This window comes from Pseudomonas sp. 22490 (assembly GCF_052044465.1).
Classification (GTDB): domain Bacteria; phylum Pseudomonadota; class Gammaproteobacteria; order Pseudomonadales; family Pseudomonadaceae; genus Pseudomonas; species Pseudomonas aeruginosa.
Genome location: NZ_JBQENS010000019.1, coordinates 47763 through 72516, shown reverse-complemented (window position 1 = coordinate 72516; position 24754 = coordinate 47763). Strand labels below are relative to the sequence as shown.

The window sequence follows — 24754 nt, the reverse complement described above, 5'->3', positions numbered from 1 at the left end:
CTAGACCTCGCGAAGGGCTGCGCCAAGGTATTTCGTCGCTTGCGGAAAAAAAACCTGCTGATGACGAAAAGTACTTTTTACCGTCATATTTTTTGCGGTATTTGTGGAACCGTAGACCGCCGAACCCTGCAGCACAGGTGGCGGCCCCGGCCCTCACCTCTGCTGTCAGGCTCTCCCCACCGGAAGAGAGAAGGCGGCTCGCCCCCCGGCGGAGCGCCGACCCGGCATTCCGTCGCCAGGCCCTTAGCAGAAGGTGATCGCGTATGGATGACCACGGACGTTCCCGCCCCACCCAGCCCACCCTGTACGTCCTCGATACCAATGTCCTGATCCACGATCCGAATGCCCTGTTGAACTTCCAGGAACACCGCGTCGCGATCCCGATGACGGTGCTCGAAGAGCTGGACAAGCTGAAGACCGGAAAGCACACCATCGCCGCCGAGTGCCGCCAGGCCATCCGCCTGATCGACCAGGTACTCGGCGAGGCCACGCCCGAGCAGGTAGAGGGAGGGGTACCGATCCAGCGTGGCAAGAACGGCCCCAGCGGCAGCCTGTCGATCCTCATGAGCAAGCGTGCCGAGCCCATCACCTGGCTGCCGGAGCACCTCAACGACAACAAGATCATCAACCAGTTGGTCGAGCTGAAGAGCCGCCACAGCGGCGTGCGCGTGGTGCTGGTGACCAAGGACATCAACATGCGCCTGAAGGCGCGCGCCTGCGGGGTGGACGCGGAGGACTACCACACCGACCAGTTGATCGACGACGTGGCCCTGCTGTCGCGCGGCTACCATTCCCTCGCCGGCTCTTTCTGGGACCGCGTGAGCAAGGTCGAGACCCGCCAGGACCACGGCCGTACCTGGCATCGCGTGCAGCTCACCGACAACCTGCCGGCGGTGCACATCAACGAGTTCATCGTCGACGAACAGGGCTTCGTCGGCTGGATCAAGGGCATCCAGCAGGACGAGCTGACCATCCTCGACCTGCACCAGGAGCCGCTCCTGCACCAGGAAGCCTGGGGCCTGCGGCCACGCGACGTGTACCAGTCGCTGGCGCTGTACGCGCTGCTCGACCCGGACATCCACCTGGTCAACCTGTCCGGTGCCGCCGGTTCCGGCAAGACCATCCTGGCGCTCGCCGCGGCCATCGAGCAGACCATGGTCAGCAAGCGCTACCGGCGCATCATCGCCACCCGCAGCGTGCAGGGCCTGGACGAGGACATCGGCTTCCTGCCCGGCACCGAGGCGGAAAAGATGGAGCCCTGGCTCGGCGCCATCACCGACAACCTCGAAGCGCTGCACATGGACGACGAATGCACCCATGGCAGCGTCGACTACATCCTCAGCAAGGTGCCGTTGCAGTTCAAGTCGCTGAACTACATCCGCGGGCGCAGCTTCCAGCAGAGCCTGATCCTCATCGACGAATGCCAGAACCTCACGCCGCACCAGATGAAGACCATCATCACCCGCGCCGGCAGCGGTTCGAAGGTGATCTGCCTGGGCAACCTGGCGCAGATCGACACGCCCTACCTGTCCGCCACCAGCTCCGGCCTGACCTACCTCACCGAACGCTTCAAGGACTTCCCCCACGGCGTGCACGTGACCCTGCAAGGGGTGCCGCGCTCGGTGCTGGCGGAGTACGCCGAGGCGCACATGTGAGGTAGCCGGCGGCAATCGCCGGCCGATATCCCGCCCGGTTGAAAAAGCCGGGCGGGATATACATCCTGCCAGGCCAGGCCAGGCCAGGCCAGGCCCGGTCCGGTCCGGGGACCGGGCCCGCATCGTTACCCGATCGGGATGAGGCGCCTTGCGCCGGCCTGCCCTACCTCTTTATGTATACAATCATCCCCCTTCCGAACCTCCCCCAGGCATCGCGTCATGCCCTCCAGGGCTTACAATGACTGGCCAGTATCCTCTTCCAGGAGCACCCACGTGCTGACCCATCTCGATTCCCAGGGCCGCGCCAACATGGTCGACGTCACGGAAAAGGCCGTGACCTCCCGTGAAGCCACGGCCGAGGCCGTGGTGCGCATGCGCCCGGAAACCCTGCAACTGATCCAGGACGGCGGCCATCCCAAGGGCGACGTCTTCGCCGTGGCGCGGATCGCCGGCATCCAGGCGGCCAAGCGCACCCACGAACTGATCCCGCTGTGCCATCCGCTGCTGCTTACCAGCGTCAAGCTCGAACTGCAGGCCGAGGCGCCGGACGCCGTGCGCATCCGCGCGCGTTGCCGGCTGGCCGGGCAGACCGGCGTGGAGATGGAGGCGCTCACCGCCGCCAGCGTCGCGGCCCTGACCATCTACGACATGTGCAAGGCGGTGGACCGCGGGATGGTCATCGAGCAGGTCCAGTTGCTGGAGAAGCTCGGCGGCAAGAGCGGCCACTACCGCAAAGAGGAGGAAGGGCAGGCATGATCCGCGTGCAGTATTTCGCCCGTTACCGCGAAGCCCTCGGCATCGACGGCGAGCAGTTGAACTGGGACGCCGGGCTGGCGACCCTCGGCGCCTTGCGCCAGCTCCTGGTGGAGCGCGGCGGGGCCTGGGAGCGTACCCTCGGCGAGCAGAACCTGATGTGTGCGCGCAATCAGGAACTGTGCGGCCTCGACGAGCCGTTGCAGGACGGCGACGAAGTCGCCTTCTTCCCCACCGTCACCGGAGGTTGAACCCATGGCCATCCGCGTCCAGCAGGCAGCTTTCGATCCGGGGCAGGAGCTTAACGCCCTGCATGCGCAGAACGTCGGCATCGGCGCGGTGGTCGGCTTCGTCGGCTACGTGCGCGACTTCAACGACGGTCGCGAGGTCGGCGGGATGTTCCTCGAACATTATCCGGGCATGACCGAGAAGGCCCTCGGCAAGATCGCCGCCGAGGCCGGGCAGCGCTGGCCGCTGCTGCGCCTGGAGATCCTCCACCGCATCGGCCGCCTGGAGCCGGGCGAGCCGATCGTCTTCGTCGGTTGCGCCAGCGCCCACCGGCAGGCGGCGTTCGACGCCTGCAACTTCGTCATGGACTACCTGAAGACCCGCGCGCCGTTCTGGAAGAAGGAAGACACCGCCGAAGGCCCGCGCTGGGTCGAAGGCCGCTGCAGCGACCAGGCCGCCGCGCAGCGCTGGGAGGAGTGACGTCTACCTCCTCGCGCCGCCGGCTTACCTCTTCGGAGGAATAGCCAGCCGGGGGCCCGCGGTTCAGGCTGAGGCATCGCCCGTTCCTAGGACCCCTTCCATGAGCCACCTGGCCACCTCCACCTTCCAGCCGCTGAACATCGCCATCCTCACCGTCAGCGACACCCGTACCCTGGAAACCGATACTTCCGGCCAGACCCTCGCCGACGCGCTGCTGGCCGCCGGTCATCGCCTGCACCAGCGGAGCCTGAAGACCGATGACATCTACCAGATCCGCGCGGTGGTCTCGGCCTGGATCGCCGACCCCGAGGTACAGGTCGGCCTGATCACCGGCGGCACCGGCTTCACCGCGCGGGACAACACCCCGCAGGCGGTCGGGCCGCTGTTCGAGCGCGATGTCGAGGGCTTCGGCGAACTGTTCCGCCAGGTCTCGCAGCGCGAGATCGGCACTTCCACCATCCAGTCGCGGGCGCTGGCCGGGCTCAGCAACGGTACCCTGGTGTGCTGCCTGCCCGGCTCGCCGGGCGCCTGTCGCACCGCCTGGAACGAGATTCTCCTGGCGCAACTGGACAGCCGCACCCGCCCGTGCAATTTCGTCCCGCACCTGAAGACCCCGCCAGCCGTGGCGCCGGTGGCCGGCTGCGGGTGCCGCTCGTGAGCGCTTGCGCCTGCGATGGCGGCCAACTGCGCCCGCTCGACGAGGCGCTGGCCGAACTGCTGGCGCGCGCGCCGCGCCCGCCAGCCTGCGAGAGCCTGGCCCTGGAGCGGGCGCTGGGACGAGTGCTCGGCGAGGACCTGCTGGCGCCGATGGACCTGCCGCATTGGGACAACAGCGCGATGGACGGCTACGCCTTGTGCTCCGCCGACCTGCCGCGCAGCGGCGGCAGCCTGACGGTCGGCGCGCGGATCGCCGCCGGCGACACCCGCGGCATGAGCCTGCCGCTGGGCCAGGCGGCGCGGATCTTCACCGGCGCGCCGCTGCCGACCGGCGCCGACTGCGTGGTGCCGCAGGAACTCTGCGTGGTCGACGGCGAGCGCGTGCAGTTGCCGCCGGTGAGCGCCGGCCAGCATGTGCGCCGGCGCGGCGAGGAGTTGCGTCGTGGCGCGCCGGTGCTGCGTGCCGGACAGCGCTTGCGCCCGCAGGAACTCGGCCTGCTGGCGAGTCTCGGCGTCGCCACGGTCTCGGTGCGTCGGCGCTTGCGCATCGGCCTGCTGAGCAGCGGCGACGAATTGCGCGAGCCCGGCCAGACACTGTTGGCCGGGCAGATCTACAACGCCAACCGTTACTGCATCGGCGCCTTGCTGCGCGGTCTGGGCTTCGAGGTGCACGACGAGGAAGTGCTCGCCGACGAACTGGTGGCCAGCCGCGATGCGCTCAGCCTGGCGGCCTCCGAATGGGACGCGCTGGTCACCAGCGGCGGTGTCTCGGTAGGCGAGGAAGACCACCTCAAGCGCGCCATCGCCGAGCTTGGCGAGGTCAACCTGTGGCGCCTGGCGATCCAGCCGGGCAAGCCGTTCGCCTTCGGCTCCGTGGCCGGCAAGCCCTGGCTGGGGCTGCCCGGCAACCCTGCGGCGGCGCTGGTCACCGCATTGCTGGTGGCGCGTCCGTTCCTGCTTCGCCAGCAGGGACTGTTCGACGTAGTGCCGCGGCCGCTGGCGCTGCCGGCGGCCTTCGACTGGCCGCAACCGCGGGCGCGTCGCCAGTACCTGCGGGCGCGGCTCGATGAACGGGGGCGGGTGGAAATCCACCCGCAGCAGGGCTCGGCGATGCTGCTTGCCGCCAGTTGGGCGGACGGGCTGGCGGTGATCGAGCGCGGCGCCACCCTGGGCGTGGGTGATGCGATCGACTTTCTGCCGTTCTCCGCACTGATGGCCTGAGGCCTTCTTGATCCCGGTCAAGCGCCGACCGGGAGCGTCTTTCTAGAGTGTGGCGCCTGTGCCCCGGGGTTGCCCACTGCCGCGGAGCGCGTTTTTCGCCAGAGGAGCAACCCCATGCAACTGGTCTGTCCGGCGGGCAGCCTGCCCGCCTTGAAGTCGGCCCTGCGACAGGGCGCCGATGCCATCTACGTCGGTTTCCGCGACGACACCAACGCCCGCCATTTCGCCGGCCTCAACCTTGACGAACGCCAGTTGCAGGAAGGCCTGCGGCGAGTCCACGAGGCCGGGCGGCAGCTCTACGTAGCGGTCAACACCTATTCCAGCGCGCAGGGCTGGGAGCGCTGGCAGCGCGCGGTGGACCAGGCCGCCGACCTCGGCGTCGATGCGTTGATCGCCGCCGACGTGGCGGTGCTCGGCTATGCCGCGAAGCGTCATCCGCGGCTCAACCTGCATCTGTCGGTGCAGGGCTCGGCAACCAATGCCGCGGCCCTGGCCCTCTATCACGAACGCTACGGCATCCGTCGCGCGGTCCTGCCCCGCGTGCTATCGCTGGCGCAGGTACGCCAGGTGGCGGCCGGTAGCCCGGTGCCGGTGGAGGTGTTCGCCTTCGGCAGCCTGTGCATCATGGCCGAGGGCCGCTGCCACCTGTCCTCCTACGTCACCGGCGAGTCGCCGAACCTCTGCGGCGTCTGTTCGCCGGCCAGGGCGGTGCGCTGGAGCGAGGAACCGGAGGGGTTGACCTCGCGCCTCAACGAAGTGCTCATCGACCGCTACGCCGCCGGCGAGGCGGCCGGCTACCCGACCCTCTGCAAGGGCCGTTTCCTGGTCAATGGCCAGCGCTTCCATGCGCTGGAGGAACCGACCAGCCTGAACACCCTGGACCTGGTCCCGCAACTGGCGGAAATCGGCGTGGCGGCGGTGAAGATCGAAGGCCGCCAGCGCAGCCCGGCCTACGTCGAGCAGGTCACCCGGGTCTGGCGCCAGGCGCTGGACAGCTACGCCAGCGCGCCGGGCGCCTATAGCGTGCAGCCGCAATGGCAGCGCGCGCTGGCCGGACTTTCCGAAGGGCACCAGACCACCCTGGGCGCCTATCACCGTTCCTGGCAGTGAGGACCGCCGCGATGAAACTGAGCCTGGGACCGCTGCTGTTCTACTGGGACAAGCGGCAGATATTCGATTTCTACGCCGAGATGGCCAGCCAGCCGCTCGACGTCATCTACCTCGGCGAGACCGTCTGCGCCAAGCGCCGGGCGCTGTCCCTGAATGACTGGCAGGCGCTGGCCCGCGAGCTGGCGCAGGCGACCCGTGCCGAGCTGGTGCTCTCCGGGCTGGCGCTGATCGAGGCCGCTTCGGAGCTGTCCAGCCTGCGCCGGCTATGCGAGAACGGCGTACTCCGGGTCGAGGCCAACGACATGGCCGCCGTCTATTACCTCAGCCAGCGCGGCGTGCCCTTTGTCGGCGGTCCGGCGCTGAACCTCTACAACGGTCATGCCCTGGCCGAACTGTATTCCTGGGGCATGCGCCGCTGGATTCCGCCGGTGGAAGTCTCCGGCAAGCTGCTGCGCGGGGTGCTCGACCAGGCTGCGCAGCTGGGCCTGGAGCAATTGCAGACCGAGGTCTTCGCCTACGGTCACCTGCCGCTGGCCTACTCGGCGCGCTGCTTCACCGCGCGGGCGGAGAACCGGCCCAAGGACGACTGCCAGTTCTGCTGCCAGCAGTATCCCGAAGGTATCCCGCTGCTCAGCCAGGAGGGCGAGGCGCTGTTCACCCTCAACGGCATCCAGACCATGTCCGGCAAGGTCAGCAACCTGCTGGCCGACTACCGCTCGCTGGAACATAGCGGCGCCGACCTGCTACGCCTGAGTCCTCGGGCGCAGGGCATGGCCGAGGTGATCGCGGCCTTCGACCGGGTACGCAAGGGTGCCGCTCCGCCGCTCGCCGTGGAAGGCTGCAACGGCTACTGGCACGGCCGGCCGGGGATGCTGCGGGCAGAGGAGGCAGGGCTATGCTGAACCGCCAACGCCTGCTCCTCGGCGTCGCCGGACGCCTGTTGCCGCTGGCGGCGAAGGTTCCGCGCGGGCTCCAGCACCTGGTCCTGCAACGGGTCGCCAACCGGCTGTTCGCCCAGCCGCTGGAGGAGGGCGCCTTCGACCTGCTGGAAGGTCGCTGGCTGCGCCTGGAAGTCAGGGACCTCGGCGTCGGCTGGTGCGTCACCCGGGTGCCCGGCGGCCTGCGCCTGGTCGAACGGCCACGGGCCAGCGTGACCATCCGTGGCGACTGGCGCGACTTCCTGCTGCTGGCCAGCCGGCATGAGGACCCGGATACCCTGTTCTTCCGCCGCCGCCTGGTGATCGAGGGCGACACCGAGCTGGGCCTGGCGGTCAAGAACCTCCTCGACAGCCTCGACCCGGAGCACCTGCCGCCCTGGTTGTGGAACGCCGTGGAACGGGCCGGGCGGGCAGTGCAGGAGGAGCGCGGCGAGGCGCCCCAGGGGCCGGTCCAGGGCGCGCGGGGCGGCTGAGGTCGGTGGAAAGGGGCGTATAGCGACGCCAATGTCGCTGGGCGCGCCCCTCCGATTGGGTGTATTCCCTGAAGCCTGAAACTCACTGAAGCTCTTTTCAGCGAGGCAACGCCCGGTTCGTTGCCGCATGGGCGGCGCGGAGCGAATGGGCGTTTCCCCTGACCAAACGGATAGCCTGTCTGTCCCCGTAACGCCCCTGTCAACTTGCCCCGGTAAACCGGACCTTCGTGAAGCCTGCGGAGAACTCCGGTATGAGTGGGATGGACCTCAAGCGCCGCCGCGTCGTGCAAGGCCTGGGCGCTGGACTGCTGTTGCCGGCGCTGGGCGCGCCGGCGGTGATCGCCTCGCCCAGGGCGCGGCCGAAGCTGACCGATGGCGTGCAATCCGGCGATGTGCAGGGCGACCGCGCGCTGGTCTGGAGCCGCACCGACCGCCCGGCGCGGATGATCGTCGAATGGGACACCCGTAGCGTCTTCAGCGAGCCGCGTCGGCTGGTCTCGCCGGTCACCGACGAGCGCCTCGACTACACCGCGCGCATCGACCTGCGTGGCCTGCCGGCCGACCAGTCGATCTTCTACCGGGTGCGCTTCGAGGATGCCCGCGACGGCAGCCTGAGCAAGCCCTGGTTCGGCCACCTGCGCAGTGCGCCGAGCGAGGCGCGCAATATCCGTTTCGTCTGGAGCGGCGACACCTGCGGGCAAGGTTTCGGGATCAATCCGGATATCGGCGGCATGCGTATCTACGAAGCCATGCGCCGGCGCCAGCCGGATTTCTTCCTGCACAGCGGCGACACCATCTATGCCGATGGGCCGATCCCCGAACGCATCGAGACCGAGAGCGGGCGCATCTGGCGCAACCGGGTGACCGAGGCCAAGAGCAAGGTCGCCGAGACCCTCGACGAGTTCCGCGGCAACTACCGCTACAACCTGCTCGACGACAACCTGCGCCGCTTCAACGCCGAGGTGCCGCAGATCTGGCAATGGGACGACCACGAGACCACCAACAACTGGTCCTCCAGCAAGCAGCTCGACGAGCGCTACCAGGTGAAGGACATCGACGTGCTGGCGGCCCGTGCACGCCAGGCGTTCCTCGAATACGCGCCGCTGCGCTTCCAGCGCCAGGGGCGCGACGGGCGGATCTACCGCAAGGTCGCCTACGGCCCTTTGCTCGACGTGTTCGTCCTCGACATGCGCAGCTACCGCGGCGGCAACAGCGCCAACCTGCAGGCGCGGCGCAGCGCCGCCACCGATTTCCTCGGCCGTGAGCAGTTGCAATGGCTCAAGCGCGAGTTGCGCGGTTCGCGTGCGCAGTGGAAGGTGATCGCCGCCGACATGCCGATCGGCCTCTGCGTGCTCGATGGCAAGGACGCCCAGGGTCGCGACCGCTGGGAGGCCATCGCCAACGGCAACGACGGCGCCGCCCTCGGCCGCGAGCTGGAGATCGCCGATCTGCTGCGCTTCGTCCAGCGCGCCGGGGTGCGCAACACCGTCTGGCTGACCGCCGACGTGCATTACTGCGCTGCCCACCACTACAGCCCGGAGCGCGCCGCGTTCAAGGACTTCGCGCCGTTCTGGGAGTTCGTCGCCGGGCCTCTCAATGCCGGTAGTTTCGGACCCAACGCGCTGGATGGCACGTTCGGCCCGCAGGTGATGTTCCAGAAGGCCCCGCTGGTCCAGAACAGTTCCCCCTTCGCCGGCTACCAGTTCTTCGGCGAGGTGGAGATCGATGCGCAAAGCCGCGCGCTCACCGTCACCCTGCGCGACCTCGACGGCGAGCCGGTGTTTTCCCAGGAACTGCAGCCCGACGGCGCCTGAGCCGCGGCGACCCCATTCCGATAAAGGAGTATCCCGATGCACCCCTTGCGTAACGCCGCCCTGCTGGGCGGCCTGGCCCTGCTGGGCCTGCCGGTGGCCAACGCCGCCGAGCTGATCATCTCCGAGTATGTCGAAGGCAGCGGCAACAACAAGGCGCTGGAGTTCTACAACAGCGGCAGCCAGGTCCTCGACCTCTCCGCCTACCGCGTCGAGTTCTATTTCAACGGCGCCAGCGCGGCGGGCCGCAGCATCGACCTGAGCGGCAGCCTGGCGCCGGGCAAGACCTTCGTCCTCGCCAACGGCGTGGCCGACCCGGCGTTGCTGGCGCTGGCCAGCCAGCGGGTGGAAGGCAGCTGGTTCAATGGCAACGATGCGGTGCTGCTGCGCCGGCGCGGCGGCGAGATCCTCGACAGCCTCGGCCAGGTCGGCTTCAACCCCGGCACGACCTGGGGCAGCGGCGATGTGCAGACCCTCGACCGGAGCCTGGTGCGCAAGGCCGACATCCGCGACGGCGACAGCGATCCCAGCGACGCCTTCGACCCGGCGGCGCAATGGCTGGGCTACCCGCGCGACACCTTCGCCAACCTCGGCCAGCATGGCGCTGGTGAGCCCGGCGGCGGCGAGGAGGCCGGCCTGCGACCGATCCACGAGGTGCAGGGCGCCGGCGCCGAAAGTCCGCTGGTGAACCAGCGGGTCGCCATCGAGGGCGTGGTGGTCGGCGACTTCCAGAACGCCAGCGAGCTGAAGGGCTTCTACGTGCAGCAGGAAGATGCCACGGTGGACGGCGACCCGGCGACCTCCGAAGGCATCTTCGTCTACGACGGCGGCAACGGCAGCGACGTCAAGCTCGGCGACCGCGTCCGGGTGACCGGCCAGGTCCGCGAGTTCAACGGCCTCACCGAACTGGTCGGGCCGCTGCAGGTCAGCGTCCTGGCGAGCGGCGTGGCCTTGCCGACGCCGGCCGGCATCAGCCTGCCGCTGGCCAGCGCCGATGCGCTGGAGCGCTACGAAGGCATGCGCGTGCAGCTCCGCCAGACGCTGACCGTCAACGAGGTCTACAACCTCGGCCGCTACGGCGAGGTCCTGCTGTCCTCCGGCGGCCGCCAGATGACTCCGACCAACGTGGTGGCTCCCGGCGAACAGGCCAAGGCCATGCAGGCGCGCAACGACCTCGACCGGATTCTCCTCGACGACGGCCGCAGCGGGCAGAACCCCGACCCGATCCGCTACCCGGCACCGGAACTGAGCGCCTACAACAGCCTGCGCGTCGGCGACCGTACCAGCGCCATCGACGGCGTGCTCGACTACTCGGCCGGCAGCTACCGTATCCAGCCGTTGCAGACGCCGACCTTCGAGGCGGCCAATCCGCGTCCGGCCCAGCCGGCGGTGGAAGGGCGCCTGCGGGTGGCCAGCTTCAACGTGCTCAACTACTTCAACGGCGATGGCAAGGGCGGCGGTTTCCCCACCTCGCGCGGAGCCAACACGGCCGAGGAGTTCCAACGGCAGAAAGCGAAGATCGTCGCGGCGATCCTCGCCTCGAAGGCGGACATCGTCGGCCTGATGGAGATCGAGAACGACGGCTACGGCGAGTTCAGCGCCATCGCCGACCTGGTCAACGGCCTCAACGCCAGCCTGCCCCAGGGCCAGCGCTATGCCTTCGTCAACCCGAACCGGGCGAAGCTGGGCAGCGACGAAATTGCCGTGGGGCTGATCTATCGCGGCGACAAGGTCCGCACCTATCGATCCGCGGCGGTGCTCGACAGTTCGGTGAACCCGGAGTTCGACGACACCCGCAACCGTCCGACCCTGGCCCAGACCTTCCAGGAGATCAATGGCGGCGAACGCCTGACCATCGCGGTGAACCACCTGAAGTCGAAGGGCTCGGCCTGCGACGGCGACCCGGACACCGGCGACGGCCAGGGCAACTGCAACCTGACCCGGGCGCGCGCCGCCCAGGCCCTGGTGGACTGGCTGGCGGGCGATCCGACGGGCGCCAAGGAACCTGACCGCCTGATCATCGGCGACCTCAATTCCTATGCCAAGGAAGACCCGGTGAACGTCATCCGCAGCGCCGGCTACACCGACCTGGTGGCGCGTCAGGCGGGCGCAGGAAAGGGCTATTCCTACGTGTCTCCGGGCAGTCCGGCTACCTTGACCACGCCCTCGCCAACGCCAGCCTGGCGCGCCAGGTACGCGGCGCGGTGGAGTGGCACATCAACGCCGACGAGCCCCGGGTGCTGGACTACAACGTCGAGTTCAAGACCCCTCGGCAGCAGGACAGCCTGTACAACGCCGAGCCGTACCGGGCCTCCGACCACGACCCGGTGGTGATCGGTATCGACCTGCGCCGGGTGGCGATGAAGAAGCACCGCAGGTAGGCAGCGGATAGCGCCCGTGGCGTTGGTCGCCATGCAGAAAGGCCACCCTCGGGTGGCCTTTCTGCATGGCACGTGGGCCTGTAGGGCGAATAACCGCTTGCGGTTATCCGCCGTTGTGGCGGGATCTCGGCGGATAACGCCGGTGGCGTATTCGCCCCACGGAACGGAGCCCCCTCCAGGGTGGCCTTCCAGTGTGGCACGTGGGCCTGGTAGGGCGAATAACCGCTTGCGGTTATCCGCCGTCGTGGCGGGATCTCGGCGGATAACGCCGGTGGCGTTATTCGCCCCACGGAACGGAGCCCCCTCCAGGGTGGCCTTCCAGTGTGGCACGTGGGCCTGGTGGGGCGAATAACCGCTTGCGGCTATCCGCCGTTGCGGCGGGATATCGGCGGATAACGCCGGTGGCGTATTCGTCCCACGGAACGGAGGTCACTCCAGGGTGGCCTTGCTGCGTGGCACGTGGGCCTGGTAGGGCGAATAACCGCCTGCGGTTATCCGCCGTTGCGGCGGGATGCCGGCGGATTACGCCGGTGGCGTATTCGCCCCACGGAACGTAGGCCCCACCAGGTTCGTACGTCGTCAGCCGCGCAGCGGCGGCAGGTAGCCCAGTTCCATCAGCTTGATGTCCGCTTCGCCGACGCGCTCGAAATGTTCGCGACGGGTTTCGTCCATCGGTTCGCGGCCGTTCAGCAGCAGGGTGCCACGGCCGGGAATGTCGACCAGCTCCGTAGCCGCCGGGAAGTCCGTGGCCCTTAGCGGATGCGGGCAGAAGCCGATCCAGCCGATGCTGCGGCGGTCCGGGAAGGTCCGCTGGTGTACGAAGTACGCATGCGGAGCGAGCATGCCCCAGGTCGTTTCGGGCCAGATTTCCAGCGCCGCGAGGAAGATCGCGACGAAGGAGGAAGCCGGTGCGTCGAACACTTGCAGCAGGCTGCCGGCATCTTCCAACTGGAGCCTGGACGAGACGGCCCTGCCGCTGGCCTCGTAGTCCAGCGACAACCCGCCCTTGAGCGGATCCTCCTCGCCGTTCCATAGCACCAGTTCCACCGCCCGGGTGCGTCGGTCACGCGACAGGGCCTTGGCGAGATCCTGGCGGTGCTCGGTGACGTTGTGGCTGAGGGCATCGCGCAGGGAGTCGCCGCACAGGTACCAGTTCTCCAGCACCGGATGGAGGGGCGCGAGGGCATCGAGGAAGCGCTCTATCCGTTGCAGGTGCTGGTCGTCGTCCAGTGCGAGGAGCCGTGCCGGATCGAAGTACAGCTCGAATATGTAGCGCCTGAAAGCCTTGGCGTCCGTCATGCGCAATACCCCGGGTTCTCTTCGCAAAACCTTTTCATCTCTTCCTGTTCCTTCGCGCGGGTTTCCTGGTAGTCGTCGTGCTCGTCCGTTCCCGGCATCGGATTCCAGAATGCCTTCAGGTTGGCCAGTCCCATGCGCAGGTACTCCGCGGCGCAGTACTCGTAGACGATCCGCTGCAGGAAGTGCCATTCGACGAACACCGGCGGGGTCGGTCGGGCCTTGTCGCTGTGGACCTCGGCCTTCTGCAGCAGGTCCGACTTCACCTTGGCCCGCGCCCAGGGCCTGGGCACGCCGAGCAGCGGGACGAACAGGAAGGCGTAGTTGGCCTTCGCCTCCAGCAGGGTGCAGCGCGGCTCGTCGAAGCCGTCCCACCAGGTGCCGCTCCAGAACCATTCGTGGGGAAACGGGAAATTGGTCACCCACTGCTGGTAGCGCGCGGACAGGTCCGACATGCTGTGGCCCTTGCCGTTATTGGCGATGGCCATTTCGCCCCGGGACGGCGGGCACTCCACGCAGTCCTTGTCGCGGCCCTGGCTCTTGCTGCAATCGCGCTCGGCTTCCCGGGTCCGGTCGCGGCTCAGCGTGCCGGTCTCGGTCCTGGGCAGGGTCTGCGGAACCGGCATCGGACGCGGTACCGGCCTGGGCAGCGCGCCGGGGGCCGGTCGCGGCAGCGGGCGCGGCGCCGGCATCGGCAAGTGCGGCCGGGGCGGCGCGGGTAGTTCGAAGGGCAGCCGCGGACCCATGCGGGGCAGCGGTCGGAAAAGCGCGCCTATGCCGCTCATGCCGGTCTCCCCGAGGTTTCGTACGCGCGCCATTTCTGGCTGGCCAGGCGAAACTCGACGATCCGTTCGTAGTCCTGGAAGCGTTGTTCCGGGCTGTCCGCCAGCGGCCGGCGCATGTGTGCGAGAAACGCCGGCGTGTCCTGGAAAGCGGGGAAGGCCAGGCCGTGCAGAAGAAAGCGTTCGATCGTCCCGGGCTCTTCGATACCCAGTTCCAGCGCCGTCGCGCGCAGCTCGCCGAGTTGCCGGATGGCGGGCAGCAGGCCGCGTCGTTCGAGCCAGGCGGGAGCCTCCCGGCGTACCTCCAGCAGGACCCGCTCGATGACTTCGTCGTCGCGGACCCGCTGCAGGCGATCCAGTTGGCCGGCATCCAGTTCAAGCATCGGCGGTCCGCTCCGTTTCCCGGTCATAGACGAGGTAGCCGCCCTGCAGGGGCTGCCAGACCTGCCAACGCTCCAGCGGCGCCATCACTTGCGTCCATTGCCGCGCGGTCATGACCTGTTCCAGCGCCCGGCGCACTTCCGGGCTGTAGTAGCGCAACAGCGCCCGGCGGCCGTCGGGCATGCGGGTGAAGAGCAGCCCGGCGAAGTGTTTCGCGAGGTTTTCGAAGGACGCCCGGCTCCACAGCCAGGAGGCCATGGGCGAGCGGCGGTCCCAGTCGCGCAGCCAGCCGAGGAACTCGCCCGATGACGAAAGCGGGGCGCTGTCCATGAATTCGATCAGGACCGGCCCGGCATGGGCGATTTCGTCCAGCTCGCTCCCGGCCAGCAGCCAGCGCGAGCGGATTTCCCCCGCGGCCTTTTCCAGGCGGGTGTCCAGGGTCAGGTAGCGGGCGCCGTCCGCCAGGGCGAACAGGCGGCTGTCCGGCGTAGGCGCCGCGAGCGCCGGCTGGAGCCGGCTCACGGTGCGCCGCCGAGGCTTTCCAGGGGCACCAGGGCCTGGTTGCGGCGTGCCGCCAGCAGCAGGCATTGCAGGCACAGCTTCGGTGGGGCGAGGGCGAGAGCGGGTGCGCCGCCGCCGCTGTTGCCGATCAGCACCGTGCCCGCCCCGCCGACCACCAGGTTGCCGTGGGTGCCGACGCTACCTACCACGGTGGCGGGCTTGCCATTGATCAGTACGTTGGCGATGACGTTGGCGCTGAGGGTGGCGCCGCAGGCGGTGGCGTCGCCCTGGCGGGCGGCGGACCGATGGTCGAAGAAGACGTCGGGCGAGCCGCCGACGATTGGGTTGCTGCCGTGGCCCGGTAGCGGACACGCGGTCGGATCGCCCAGGCGCGCAGCGGGTTTGCCGCTCATGCTCAAGTCCCTATGAGATAAACCCTGGCACTCTGCCGTGCCAGTCGGGGGCGGACAACCTATCTGAACTGCTCAGGAGGCACCTTCGGAAACGGCTTGGGCAACCGCGTCCTTGCCTGGTTGCGCTTGAAGGGATTTCCTACCTGGAAGTCTCGTCACCCGCCTGCGAAAGGCGCAGGCGTACGGAGCGATGGCGCGATGGGGAGGGGAGCCTGGGAGGAGGGAAGGAGGCGTTTCGCACAGCGTCGCGTTCGCTTTGCCTGCGCAGGGGCTGTCCGCCGATACCGCGCTGGAGCGACGGATAGCCGCGATACGGTTATCCGCCCTGCGCCGAGACCGCCGCGGGAGGAGCCAGGGAGGCTGTCCCTGGCTCCTCCCGTGCGATCAGTGATGCTCGCGCGTCGCGCGGAAGCGGATGTCCGGCCAGCGTTCTTCCATCAGGCTGAGGTTGACGCGGGTCGGCGCCAGGTAGGTGAGGTGCCCGCCGCCGTCCACGGAGAGGTTCTCGAAGGCCTTGTCCTTGAACTCCTTGAGCTTCTTCTCGTCGTCGCACTCGATCCAGCGTGCCGACCAGACGTTGATCGCCTCGTAGGCGCACTCGACCTTGTATTCCTCCTTCAGGCGGCTGGCGACCACGTCGAACTGCAGCACGCCCACCGCACCGAGGATGATGTCGTTGTTGCGCTCGGGGAAGAACACCTGGGTCGCACCTTCCTCGGCCAGTTCCTGCAGGCCCTGGCGCAACTGCTTGGATTTCAGCGGGTCTTTCAGGCGCACGCGGCGGAACAGTTCCGGGGCGAAGTGCGGGATGCCGGTGAAACCGAAGTTCTCGCCTTCGCTGAAGGTGTCGCCGATCTGGATGGTGCCGTGGTTGTGCAGGCCGATGATGTCGCCGGCATAGGCCTCTTCCAGTTGCTCGCGCTCGGAGGAGAAGAAGGTCAGCGCGTCGGCGATCTTCACGTCCTTGCCCAGGCGCACGTGGCGCATCTTCATGCCTTTCTCGTACTTGCCCGAGCAGATGCGCATGAAGGCGATGCGGTCGCGGTGCTTGGGATCCATGTTCGCCTGGATCTTGAACACGAAGCCGGAGAACTTCTCCTCGGTCGGCTCCACGCTGCGTTCGTGGGTGGCGCGCGACAGCGGCTGCGGCGCCCAGTCGACGATGCAGTCGAGGACCTGGTCGACGCCGAAGTTGCCCAGCGCGGTGCCGAAGAACACCGGGGTCATCTCGCCCTTGAGGAAGGCGTCCTTGTCGAATTCGTGGCAGGCGCCCTGCACCAGCTCCAGCTCCTCGACGAAATTGTCGTAGAGATCGCCGAGGTGGGCGCGGGCTTCGTCGGAGTCGAGCTTTTCGATGACCTTGGTCTCGATGCGCTCGTGGCCGTGGCCCGGGACGTAGACGATGATCCTGTCGTCGGCCAGGTGGTAGACGCCCTTGAAGTCCTTGTAGCAGCCGATCGGCCAGGTGATCGGCGCGGCCTTGATCTTCAGCACCGCCTCGATCTCGTCGAGCAGCTCGATGGGGTCGCGGATGTCGCGGTCGAGCTTGTTGATGAAGCTGACGATGGGCGTGTCGCGCAGCCGGCAGACTTCCATCAGGGCGATGGTCCGCGGTTCGACGCCCTTGCCGCCGTCGAGCACCATCAGCGCCGAGTCCACCGCGGTCAGGGTGCGGTAGGTGTCTTCGGAGAAGTCTTCGTGGCCGGGGGTGTCGAGCAGGTTGATCATGTGCTCGCGGTAGGGGAACTGCATCACCGAGGTGGTGATGGAGATGCCGCGCTGCTTTTCCATCTCCATCCAGTCGGACGTGGCGTGGCGGTCGGACTTGCGCGACTTCACGGTACCGGCGACGGCGATCGCCTTGCCCATCAGCAGGAGCTTCTCGGTGATGGTGGTCTTACCGGCGTCGGGGTGGGAAATGATCGCGAAGGTACGGCGCTTCGCGACTTCGGCGGCCTGAGTGGTCATGGATGCGTGCCTGCTGGAATCCGTTGGCGTGGGCGCGGGACGGCCCGGAAAAACGCGGGATTATAGCGGTAAAACGCGGCGCGTCGGGATGCCTGTCATCCGGCGATCGATGGAATTGCCGGTGGACAGCGAACTTGTCGCAGTCGTGCCGTTCCAAGCAGCCAGCGGCGGCCACCGCCGGATAGACTGCTTTCATTTCACCCGATCGAAGGAAATCACCATGAACGGAGTATCCAGACTGCTCTCCCTGGCGTTGCTGGGCGCGGCGCTGCACTGGGCGCCGGCGCAGGCCGAGGAGCAGCCGCGGCTGTTCGAACTGCTCGGCCAGCCCGGCTACAAGGCCACCTGGCATGCCATGTTCAAGGGCGAGAGCGACGTGCCGAAATGGGTTTCCGACGCCAGCGGCCCGAGTTCCCCGTCCACCAGCCTGAGCCTGGAGGGCCAGCCCTACGTCCTGGCCAACAGTTGCAAACCCCACGATTGCGGCAACAACCGCCTGCTGGTGGCGTTCCGCGGCGACAAGAGTGCCGCCTACGGGCTGCAGGTGAGCCTGCCGGACGAGCCCGCCGAAGTCATGCAGACGCCGAGCAAGTACGCCACCTATCGCTGGTACGGCGAACCCTCCAGGCAGGTCCGCGAGCTGCTGATGAAACAGTTGGAGAGCGATCCGAACTGGAAGTGACGCCGGGCCTGAGGGTAACCAGGCCCGGCGGCGGGGAGGGCGGATGATCGCTGGCGATCGTCCGCCGTTGCGCCATGCGCTCCCGCGGTCTTTCTTCAGAAACCGACCGAGGCCTGTACGTACAGGGTGCGCGGCTGGCCGACGTAGAGGCCCTTGTTGTTGTCGTCGAACGAGCGGGTGTAGTAGCGGCGATCGAACAGGTTCTTCACCCCCAGGCCGAGCTTGAGGTCGTTCAGTTGCGGGCCGAAGTCGTAGGTGCCGCGCGCGCTCCAGACCATCCAGCCGGCGATCCGCCCGGTGCTGCCGTCGGCGCTTTCGCTCTCGGTGTTGGCGTTGTCGGCGTACTGGCTGGTCTGGAAGCTGCCGTCGAGGTTGTAGCTCCAGGCGCCGGTGCGATAGTTGGCGCCAAGGGTGCCCTTGTGCTTCGAGGAGAACGGCACCTGGTTGCCCTTGTTCGGCCCGTCCTCGCGAATGCTCGCGTCGACGTAGGCGTAGCTGGCATAGACGTCGAAGCCGGAGAGCAGCGGGTCGAGATCGGCCAGGTCGTAGGCGATCGCCGCCTCGATGCCCTTGTGCCGGGTCTTGCCGCGGGCGGTCACGCTGTCGGTCTGCTGGTTGCTCTCGTACTGGTTGTCGAAGTTGATCAGGAAGGCGCCCAGTTCGGCGCGCAGGATGCCGTCGTCGTAGCGGCTGCCGAGTTCCCAGGTGCGGGCCTTCTCCGGCTCGATGTCGCCGCTGCGCACCGCCTTGCCCATCTGGCTGTACTGCACGGTGCCGAACGAGCCCTCGGTGTTGGCGTAGAGGTTCCAGCTCGGCGTGAGGTGGTAGATCACGTTGAGCGCCGGCAGCGAGGCGTTGTAGCGGCCGCTGTCCTTGCTGTTCTTCAGCAGGTTCTTCTGTTCGGAATCGATCTTCTCGTAGCGGATGCCGGGGGTGATGGTCCAGTTGCCGATGTCGATGCGATCGTCGATGTAGAACGCGTTGGCTTCGGTGCTGCCGCGGGTGTCGCGGTCGTTGCGGCTGCCGGTGCTGGGTAGCTGGCCGCTGTCGGCGCGGGTCCAGTAGCGCAGCTCGTGGCTGGCTTCGTTGACGTAGCGGTGGCCGATGCCCACTTCGTGGCGACTTTCGCCCAGCTCGAAGCCCTGGCTGAAGCGGGTTTCCAGGCCTCGCACCCAGTATTCGCGCGGCGACAGGGTGAGGTTGCGGCCCTGGTCGAGGTAGCCGCTGCGCAGGGTCTTGGTGAAGAAGCCGGTGACGTTGAGCTTCTGGCTGGCGTTGGGGGTGTATTCGTAGCTGGCGCTGGCCAGGGTACGGCGGCCCCAGAACTTGTCGTAGGGACGGGTCGACTGGTACGGGTCGTCGCGGTAGGCCGCGGTGCCGAGGCCGCCGGGCATGTCGGCCTCGCCGTCGTAGTACTGGGTCATCGCCGAAAACGTGTGTTCGTCGCTGGGCTGGAAGCGGCCCTTGAGGATCAGGTCGTCGATCCGCGTATCGCTGTGCTCGCGCCAATCGCCGCCGCGGGTGCCGGAGTAGAGCAGGGCGCCGCCGAGGCCGTTGGCGCCGGTGCCGCCGATCAGCACGTTGTGGGTGGTCTTCAGGCCGTCCTGGCTGGAGCTGGGGCTGAGTTCGCTGTGCACGTCGAGCTTGGTGGCGAAGTCCTCGGGGATCGCCCGGGTCACGAAGTTGACGATGCCGCCGACGTTCTGCGGCCCGTAGCGCACCGCGCCGCCGCCGCGGACCACGTCCACCGCGTCCATGTTGCCGATGGACACCGGCGCCAGCGACAACTGTGGCTGGCCGTAGGGGGCGAAGGGCACCGGGATACCGTCCATCAGCACCGTCGAGCGCGACGCCAGGCGCGGGTTGAGGCCGCGAATGCCGAAGTTCAATGCCAGGTCGTGGCTGCCGGTGCCGTTGTTGAGCGGCGCGCTGACCCCGGGAATGCGCTCCAGCACTTCGCGGGTGCTGGCCGCGCCTTGGGCCTGGAACTGCTCGCGGCGGACCACGTCGCGCGCACCGGGATGCTCGAAGACGTCGGCGGCGCTGGCGTCGGCCAGCCAGTCGCCGACCACGGTGAGCGCCTGCAGGTTGGCCGGGTCTTCCACCGGCAGCGCCTCCAGGGTATAGGCGCCGTCGCCGCGGGCGCGCGCCTCCAGGCCGGAGCCGGCGAGCAGGGCGGCCAGGGCTTCCTCCAGGGTGTACTCGCCGTCCAGCGCCTGGCTGCGCCGCGCGGCGGTCTGTTCCGGGCTGAAGGCGATCAGCACGCCGGCCTGGCGGCCTAGGTGGTTCAGCGCCTGCTCCAGCGGCTCGGCGGGCAGCCGGTAGTACTGGCGGGCATCGGTGCGGATCTCGGCGGCGCAGGCGCTGCCGGCGGAAACCAGGACGGGACCGCCGAGGCAGGCGAGGAGCAGGGCGCGGCTGAGCGGCGACAGGGCGCGTGACGGGGACATGAGGGACACTCCAGTGGATCTTTCGAGGTTGGCTTTCCTCCTCTGTCACGCGAGGTGGGGAAAAAGGCTCAGGTGCGCGGAAATATCTTTCCGCTCATTCGCGCGGGTGCACGCCGACCCAGTAGCGGGTGACGCGCCGTACCTCCACGGGCAGCACCGCCGGCAGGGTGGCGAGGATCCGCTCGCTATCGTCCAGCGGATAGCTGCCGGAAATCCGCAGGCCGCCGATGCGCGGGTCGCAGCCCAGCCGGCCGGGGCGGTAGCGCGCGACTTCGGCGAGGAATTCGTCCAGGCGCATGCCGGCGGCCACCAGCATGCCGTCGGTCCAGGCGCCGCTGCCGACCGGCAGCGGCTGCGGAGCGCCGAGTCGCTCGCGGTCGAAGTCCAGCTGCCGGCCGCTGGGCAGCAGCAGGCCCTGGCCGGCGTGGTTCTCCACCTGCACCGCGCCTTCGTGGACGGCGACGCGGGTGCGTCCGGCGAACTGGCGCACGTCGAACCGGGTGCCCACCGGTCGCAGCCGGCCTTCCGCGCTGTACACGTGCAGCGGGCGCGGGTCCTGGCCGGTGCTGAGCTGGATTTCCCCGCGCAGCAGGAGCAGGCGCCGTTCGCCGGCATCGAAGCGGACATCCACCGCCGTGTCGCTGTTCAGCTCGAGGCGACTGCCGTCGGCCAGGGCCAGGCGCCGGCGTTCGCCGACGCCGGTGGCATAGTCGGCGCTCCAGCGCTGCAGGCTGCCGCTCTCGCGCAGGCCCCAGGCGCTGCCGCCGGCGGCCAGGACCAGCAGCAGGGTCTTCAGCGCGCGCCGGCGTTGCGGCGAATGCGGTGCGTTGATGGCGGCCAGGGCCAGTGGCGTGCCTATCCCGGCCAGGCGCTGGTTGACCGCCTCGATGTGGCGCCAGGCCTGCTCGTGTTCCGGGGCCGCCTGGCGCCAGCGCTGCCAGGCCTGGCGCAGGCGTTCGTCGTCGGCGCCGCCCTGCAGCTCGACCAGCCAGCGCACGGCCTGTTCAGCCACCTGCGGCGGCACCTTGGGTGCGGCGGGCAGGCTCATGGCAGCTCGGCGAAGTAGCAGCGTTGCGCAGCCTTGAGCATGTAGCGCTTGACGCTGCTCAGGGAGATGCCCAGCTGCGTGGCGATCTCGGCGTAGCCCAGGCCGTCGAGTTGGGCCAGCAGGAAGGTCTCCTTGGCCAGCGGCGGCAGACCGTCGAGCAGACGGTCCAGCTCGACCAGGGTCTCCAGGACGATGGCGCGGGTCTCTTCGCTGGGGACTTCCCGCTCGGGCAGGCTGGCCAGGGCTTCCAGGTAGGCGCGCTCGACGTCCTGGCGGCGGTAGTGGTTGCACAGCACGCGGCGGGCGATGGTGGTGAGGAAGGCGCGCGGTTCGTCGATGCGCGCGGCCTGGCGCGAAACCAGGACCTTGACGAAGGTGTCCTGGGCCAGGTCGGCGGCGTTCTGCGGGCAGCCGAGGCGGCGCCGCAGCCAGCCCGTGAGCCAGTGGTGGTGGTCGCTGTAGAGGGTATGCAACGCGGCCGCATGGGCGAGGTCGGCGCTCGACACCTGGACATTCCCGGAGCAGAAGGATTAACGAATGATAATAGTTATCATTTTATGCTGCGGGAATGCCTGCCTACAACCGCAGGCTGTCGGCGCCTGGCTTTCAGGAGCCTTTCAGGGCGGCGCGGTACTGCCCCGGGGTGGCGCCATGGGCTTCGCGGAAGCGCCGGTTGAAATGGCTCGGACTGGCGAAGCCGCAGGCCAGCGAGACCTCCTGGAGCGGCTGCGCGGAGTACGCCAGCAGGTCGCGGGCCCGCGCCAGGCGTCGTTCCAGCACGTAGCGGTGCGGCGGCAGGCCGAAGGATACGCGGAACATGCGCGCGAAGTGGTACTCGGAGAGCGCCGCCAGCTCCGCCAGCGACCCCAGTTCCAGCGGCTGCTCCAAGTGGCTTTCGATGTAGTCGGCCAGGCGCCGCCGCACGTGCGCGGCCAGCCCGCCCTGCCAGCGCACGTCGGTACGCCTGCCGCACCCGGTGAGCAGCAGGTGGTCCACCGCCTGGTGGGCGAGGCTGGTGCATAGCAGGCGCTCGCCGGGTTCGTTCCAGTCCTGTCGTTCCAGGGTCCGGCACAGGGCGGCCAGCGGCTCGTCCTGGATGTAGGTGCGCTCCTCCAGTTGCAGGCTGCGTGGTTCGCAATCGAGGGTGCGTACCGCCGCGCCGGCCAGGCGTTCCGGGCTTATGTACAGGTGCATGAAGCCCAGGCCGCGTGTCACCGCCCAGTCGGAGTGGTGTTCGGCCGGCATCACGCAGAAGCGGTCGGGGCCGCCATAGAGCCCGGGACGATCGCGGCGGAAGGTCTGCCAGCCGCCCTGCAGGTAGAGCGACAGGGTGTGATGGCCGGGGTCGCTGTAGCCGAGGATCTCCGCTTCGTCGCGGTACCAATGGGCGAGCGCCAGGCCGTCGCTGAGCGTGCTGCTGCGCAGCAGGCGCGCATTGGAGGTCCGGTCGAGGGTGCGGAATACCTGGAAATCACTGGGTTGGTGCATGCCGGCCATGCTACCCGCGCCCGGACGCTGCCGCGAGAGGCGGCGGATGAAAAGCGCAAGAATGGACAATGGTCGCGCCCGGCCTCGACCGCAGACTGACGGCATCCTGTCGTTGCGGAGTCGCCATGAATCTTTCGCTGTACCTGCTCACCGTGCTCATCTGGGGCACCACCTGGATCGCCATCAAGCTACAGATGGGCCCGGTGGCGATCACCCTGTCGATCGCCTACCGCTTCGCCCTGGCGGCGCTGGTGCTGTTCGCCGTGCTGCTGCTCGGCCGCCGCCTGCAAAGGCTGGACGCACGGGGCCAACGCCTGTGCATGGCCCAGGGCGTATGCCTGTTCTGCCTGAATTTCATCTGCTTCTATACCGCCAGCCAGTGGATTCCCAGCGGCCTGGTGGCCGTGGTGTTCTCCACCGCCACCCTGTGGAATGCGCTGAACGCCCGCCTGTGGTTCGGCCAGCGCATCGCGTCGAACGTGATGGCCGGTGGCGGTCTCGGCCTGCTCGGCCTGGGGCTGCTGTTCTGGCCGGAATTGGTGGGTCACCAGGCCACCCCGGAAACCTTCTACGGCCTCGGCCTGGCCCTGCTAGGCACGCTGTGCTTCTCCACCGGCAACATGCTTTCCAGCCTGCAACAGAAGGCCGGCATCCGCCCGCTCACCGGCAATGCCTGGAGCATGCTCTATGGCACCCTGATCCTCCTGGCGCTGTGCCTGTTCCAGGGCGTGCCGCTGAGTTTCGACTGGAGCGCGCGCTACGTCGGCTCGCTGCTGTACCTGGCGATCCCCGGCTCGGTGATCGGCTTCACCGCCTACCTGACCCTGGTCGGGCGCATGGGCCCGGATCGCGCCGCCTACTGCACCGTGCTGTTCCCGGTGGTGGCGCTGAACATCTCGGCCTTCGCCGAGGGCTACCGCTGGACCGCACCGGCGCTGGCCGGGCTGGTCCTGGTGATGCTCGGCAACGTCTTGGTGTTCCGCAAGCCGAAGGCGCCGGCGCTGGCCGGGCCGGCGCGCTCGACCTAGCGGAGAGGGAGGCGCGCTCAGCCGCGTCGCCACACCTGCGGATTGACCAGGTCCAGCGGCCGCTCGCCGCGCAAGGCCGCCTCGAAGTTCTGCAGCGCCCGCTCGGCCATGGCCCGGCGGGTCTCGTGGGTGGCCGAGCCGATGTGCGGCAGGGTCACCACGTTGTCCAGGGCGAACAGCGGCGATTCGGCCAGCGGTTCCTTCTCGTAGACATCCAGGCCGGCGCCGAGGATGCGCTTCTCCCGCAGGGCGGCGACCAGCGCGGCCTCATCGACCACCTGGCCGCGGGCGACGTTGACCAGGATCGCCGAGGGTTTCATCAGGCCCAGTTCGCGCGCACCGATCAACTGCCGGGTCTGCGCTCCCAGCGGCACCACCACGCAGACGAAGTCGGCCTCGCCGAGCAGTTCGTCGAAGCCGAGGAAGCGCGCGCCGAGTTCCTGTTCCAGTTCCGGCTTGCGGTTGTTGCCGTGGTAGAGCACCTGCATGCCGAAGCCGAAACGGCCGCGCCGGGCGATGGCCGCGCCGATCCGGCCGAGGCCGAGGATGCCGAGTTTCTTGCCATGCACGTCGGTGCCGAACTGCGGGGCGTCGACGGTGCGCTTCCAGTTCCCGGCCTTGACCCAGGCGTCCAGCTCGGCGACCCGTCGCGCGGCGCTGATCAGCAGGGCGAAGCCGAGGTCGGCGGTGGTCTCGGTGAGGACGTCGGGCGTGTTGGTGAGAGCGATGCCGCGGCGGTTCAGGTAGTCCAGGTCATAGTTGTCGTAGCCGACCGAGACGCTGGAGATGACTTCCAGCTGCATCGCCTGTTCCAGTTGCCTGGCGCCGAGCGGCCGGCCGACGCCGATCATGCCGTGGGTATCGGGCAGGGCGGCGGCGTACTGGGCGTCGATGTCGCCCTGTTTCGGTTCGAGCACGCGGACGTTGAACTGGCATTGCAGGCGTTCGAGATGCTCGGGGGCGAGGCGACTGAAGACGAAGACGTTCTTTTTCATGACGGGACTCTGCAA

24 protein-coding genes are annotated in these 24754 nt (G+C 68.3%); 13 read left to right on the top strand and 11 right to left on the bottom strand.

All coding sequences use genetic code 11. The features are described 5' to 3' along the window. The first annotated feature begins 263 nt into the window (after nt 1–263). From ACTJJX_RS20745 to ACTJJX_RS20695, 11 genes are all read left to right on the top strand, one after another. Complete coding sequence (locus ACTJJX_RS20745; RefSeq protein ID WP_003093038.1) at nt 264–1655, top strand: PhoH family protein; 1392 nt, start codon at nt 264–266, stop codon at nt 1653–1655. A 273-nt stretch (nt 1656–1928) separates the two neighbouring features. After that, nucleotides 1929–2411, top strand: coding sequence for a cyclic pyranopterin monophosphate synthase MoaC (gene moaC, locus ACTJJX_RS20740; protein ID WP_003093030.1), 483 nt, complete (start codon nt 1929–1931; stop codon nt 2409–2411). Further along, on the top strand, nt 2408–2659 hold the full coding sequence (gene moaD, locus ACTJJX_RS20735) for a molybdopterin converting factor subunit 1 (RefSeq protein WP_003093027.1): 252 nt from the start codon (nt 2408–2410) through the stop codon (nt 2657–2659). The genes moaC and moaD overlap by 4 nt, the downstream gene beginning before the upstream one ends. 4 nt (nt 2660–2663) lie before the next feature. Continuing rightward, nucleotides 2664–3116 (top strand): molybdopterin synthase catalytic subunit MoaE, encoded by a 453-nt coding sequence (gene moaE, locus ACTJJX_RS20730; RefSeq protein ID WP_003093025.1) that lies wholly within the window; start codon nt 2664–2666, stop codon nt 3114–3116. 100 nt (nt 3117–3216) lie between these two features. After that, on the top strand, nt 3217–3774 hold the full coding sequence (moaB, locus tag ACTJJX_RS20725) for a molybdenum cofactor biosynthesis protein B (RefSeq protein ID WP_003093023.1): 558 nt from the start codon (nt 3217–3219) through the stop codon (nt 3772–3774). Then, nucleotides 3771–4994 (top strand): molybdopterin molybdotransferase MoeA, encoded by a 1224-nt coding sequence (locus ACTJJX_RS20720; RefSeq protein ID WP_003114306.1) that lies wholly within the window; start codon nt 3771–3773, stop codon nt 4992–4994. Before moaB ends, ACTJJX_RS20720 begins: the two co-directional genes overlap by 4 nt. A 114-nt stretch (nt 4995–5108) precedes the next feature. Then, nucleotides 5109–6104, top strand: coding sequence for a ubiquinone anaerobic biosynthesis protein UbiU (gene ubiU, locus ACTJJX_RS20715; protein WP_003093020.1), 996 nt, complete (start codon nt 5109–5111; stop codon nt 6102–6104). Between the two features lie 11 nt (nt 6105–6115). Further along, nucleotides 6116–7006: a U32 family peptidase gene (locus ACTJJX_RS20710; protein ID WP_003104248.1), complete on the top strand. Its 891-nt coding sequence runs from the start codon at nt 6116–6118 to the stop codon at nt 7004–7006. Next, nucleotides 7000–7515 (top strand): ubiquinone anaerobic biosynthesis accessory factor UbiT, encoded by a 516-nt coding sequence (gene ubiT, locus ACTJJX_RS20705; RefSeq protein ID WP_003104247.1) that lies wholly within the window; start codon nt 7000–7002, stop codon nt 7513–7515. Before ACTJJX_RS20710 ends, ubiT begins: the two co-directional genes overlap by 7 nt. A gap of 251 nt (nt 7516–7766) precedes the next feature. Continuing rightward, on the top strand, nt 7767–9329 hold the full coding sequence (locus ACTJJX_RS20700; RefSeq protein ID WP_003122044.1) for an alkaline phosphatase D family protein: 1563 nt from the start codon (nt 7767–7769) through the stop codon (nt 9327–9329). Between the two features lie 36 nt (nt 9330–9365). Next, the gene (locus tag ACTJJX_RS20695) at nt 9366–11660 is read left to right on the top strand and encodes an ExeM/NucH family extracellular endonuclease (protein WP_440782018.1); all 2295 of its coding nucleotides are present in this window, start codon (nt 9366–9368) and stop codon (nt 11658–11660) included. Between the two features lie 626 nt (nt 11661–12286). Here ACTJJX_RS20695 and tsiT read toward each other — a convergent pair. The 6 genes from tsiT to ACTJJX_RS20665 form a co-directional block, all read right to left on the bottom strand. Next, entirely contained in the window at nt 12287–13006 is a 720-nt protein-coding gene (tsiT, locus tag ACTJJX_RS20690) for a type VI secretion system immunity protein TsiT (RefSeq protein ID WP_003104242.1), read from the bottom strand. Continuing rightward, entirely contained in the window at nt 13003–13788 is a 786-nt protein-coding gene (gene tseT / locus ACTJJX_RS20685) for a type VI secretion system effector protein TseT (protein WP_003104240.1), read from the bottom strand. The genes tsiT and tseT overlap by 4 nt, the downstream gene beginning before the upstream one ends. Further along, nucleotides 13785–14168: a hypothetical protein gene (locus tag ACTJJX_RS20680; RefSeq protein WP_003104238.1), complete on the bottom strand. Its 384-nt coding sequence runs from the start codon at nt 14166–14168 to the stop codon at nt 13785–13787. Before ACTJJX_RS20680 ends, tseT begins: the two co-directional genes overlap by 4 nt. Then, nucleotides 14161–14688 carry a DUF4123 domain-containing protein gene (locus tag ACTJJX_RS20675; RefSeq protein ID WP_003104236.1) on the bottom strand — a complete coding sequence of 176 codons (528 nt, stop codon included), beginning with the start codon at nt 14686–14688 and terminating at the stop codon, nt 14161–14163. The genes ACTJJX_RS20680 and ACTJJX_RS20675 overlap by 8 nt, the downstream gene beginning before the upstream one ends. Beyond that, nucleotides 14685–15080, bottom strand: coding sequence for a PAAR domain-containing protein (locus ACTJJX_RS20670; RefSeq protein WP_003093006.1), 396 nt, complete (start codon nt 15078–15080; stop codon nt 14685–14687). Before ACTJJX_RS20670 ends, ACTJJX_RS20675 begins: the two co-directional genes overlap by 4 nt. Before the next feature lie 384 nt (nt 15081–15464). After that, entirely contained in the window at nt 15465–17048 is a 1584-nt protein-coding gene (locus tag ACTJJX_RS20665) for a peptide chain release factor 3 (RefSeq protein WP_003093004.1), read from the bottom strand. A gap of 220 nt (nt 17049–17268) precedes the next feature. Between ACTJJX_RS20665 and ivy the strand changes: the two genes are divergently transcribed. Continuing rightward, on the top strand, nt 17269–17730 hold the full coding sequence (gene ivy, locus ACTJJX_RS20660; protein WP_003093002.1) for a lysozyme inhibitor Ivy: 462 nt from the start codon (nt 17269–17271) through the stop codon (nt 17728–17730). Nucleotides 17731–17825: 95 nt separating this feature from the next. On the opposite strand, the gene fecA is transcribed toward ivy, so the two are convergent. The 4 genes from fecA to mdrR1 all read right to left on the bottom strand — a co-directional run bounded on the left by fecA (nt 17826) and on the right by mdrR1 (nt 22716). Next, nucleotides 17826–20180 carry a TonB-dependent Fe(3+) dicitrate receptor FecA gene (fecA, locus tag ACTJJX_RS20655; protein WP_003143066.1) on the bottom strand — a complete coding sequence of 785 codons (2355 nt, stop codon included), beginning with the start codon at nt 20178–20180 and terminating at the stop codon, nt 17826–17828. A 94-nt stretch (nt 20181–20274) separates the two neighbouring features. Continuing rightward, nucleotides 20275–21228 carry a FecR domain-containing protein gene (locus ACTJJX_RS20650; protein ID WP_003119249.1) on the bottom strand — a complete coding sequence of 318 codons (954 nt, stop codon included), beginning with the start codon at nt 21226–21228 and terminating at the stop codon, nt 20275–20277. Then, complete coding sequence (locus tag ACTJJX_RS20645) at nt 21225–21734, bottom strand: sigma-70 family RNA polymerase sigma factor (protein WP_003092999.1); 510 nt, start codon at nt 21732–21734, stop codon at nt 21225–21227. Before ACTJJX_RS20645 ends, ACTJJX_RS20650 begins: the two co-directional genes overlap by 4 nt. A gap of 100 nt (nt 21735–21834) precedes the next feature. Next, complete coding sequence (mdrR1, locus tag ACTJJX_RS20640; RefSeq protein ID WP_003119250.1) at nt 21835–22716, bottom strand: transcriptional regulator MdrR1; 882 nt, start codon at nt 22714–22716, stop codon at nt 21835–21837. Nucleotides 22717–22841: 125 nt separating this feature from the next. Between mdrR1 and ACTJJX_RS20635 the strand changes: the two genes are divergently transcribed. Beyond that, the gene (locus ACTJJX_RS20635) at nt 22842–23744 is read left to right on the top strand and encodes a DMT family transporter (protein WP_003104227.1); all 903 of its coding nucleotides are present in this window, start codon (nt 22842–22844) and stop codon (nt 23742–23744) included. Nucleotides 23745–23761: 17 nt separating this feature from the next. Here ACTJJX_RS20635 and ACTJJX_RS20630 read toward each other — a convergent pair whose 3' ends face one another. After that, entirely contained in the window at nt 23762–24739 is a 978-nt protein-coding gene (locus tag ACTJJX_RS20630; protein WP_003119251.1) for a 2-hydroxyacid dehydrogenase, read from the bottom strand. Nucleotides 24740–24754: the final 15 nt, after the last annotated feature.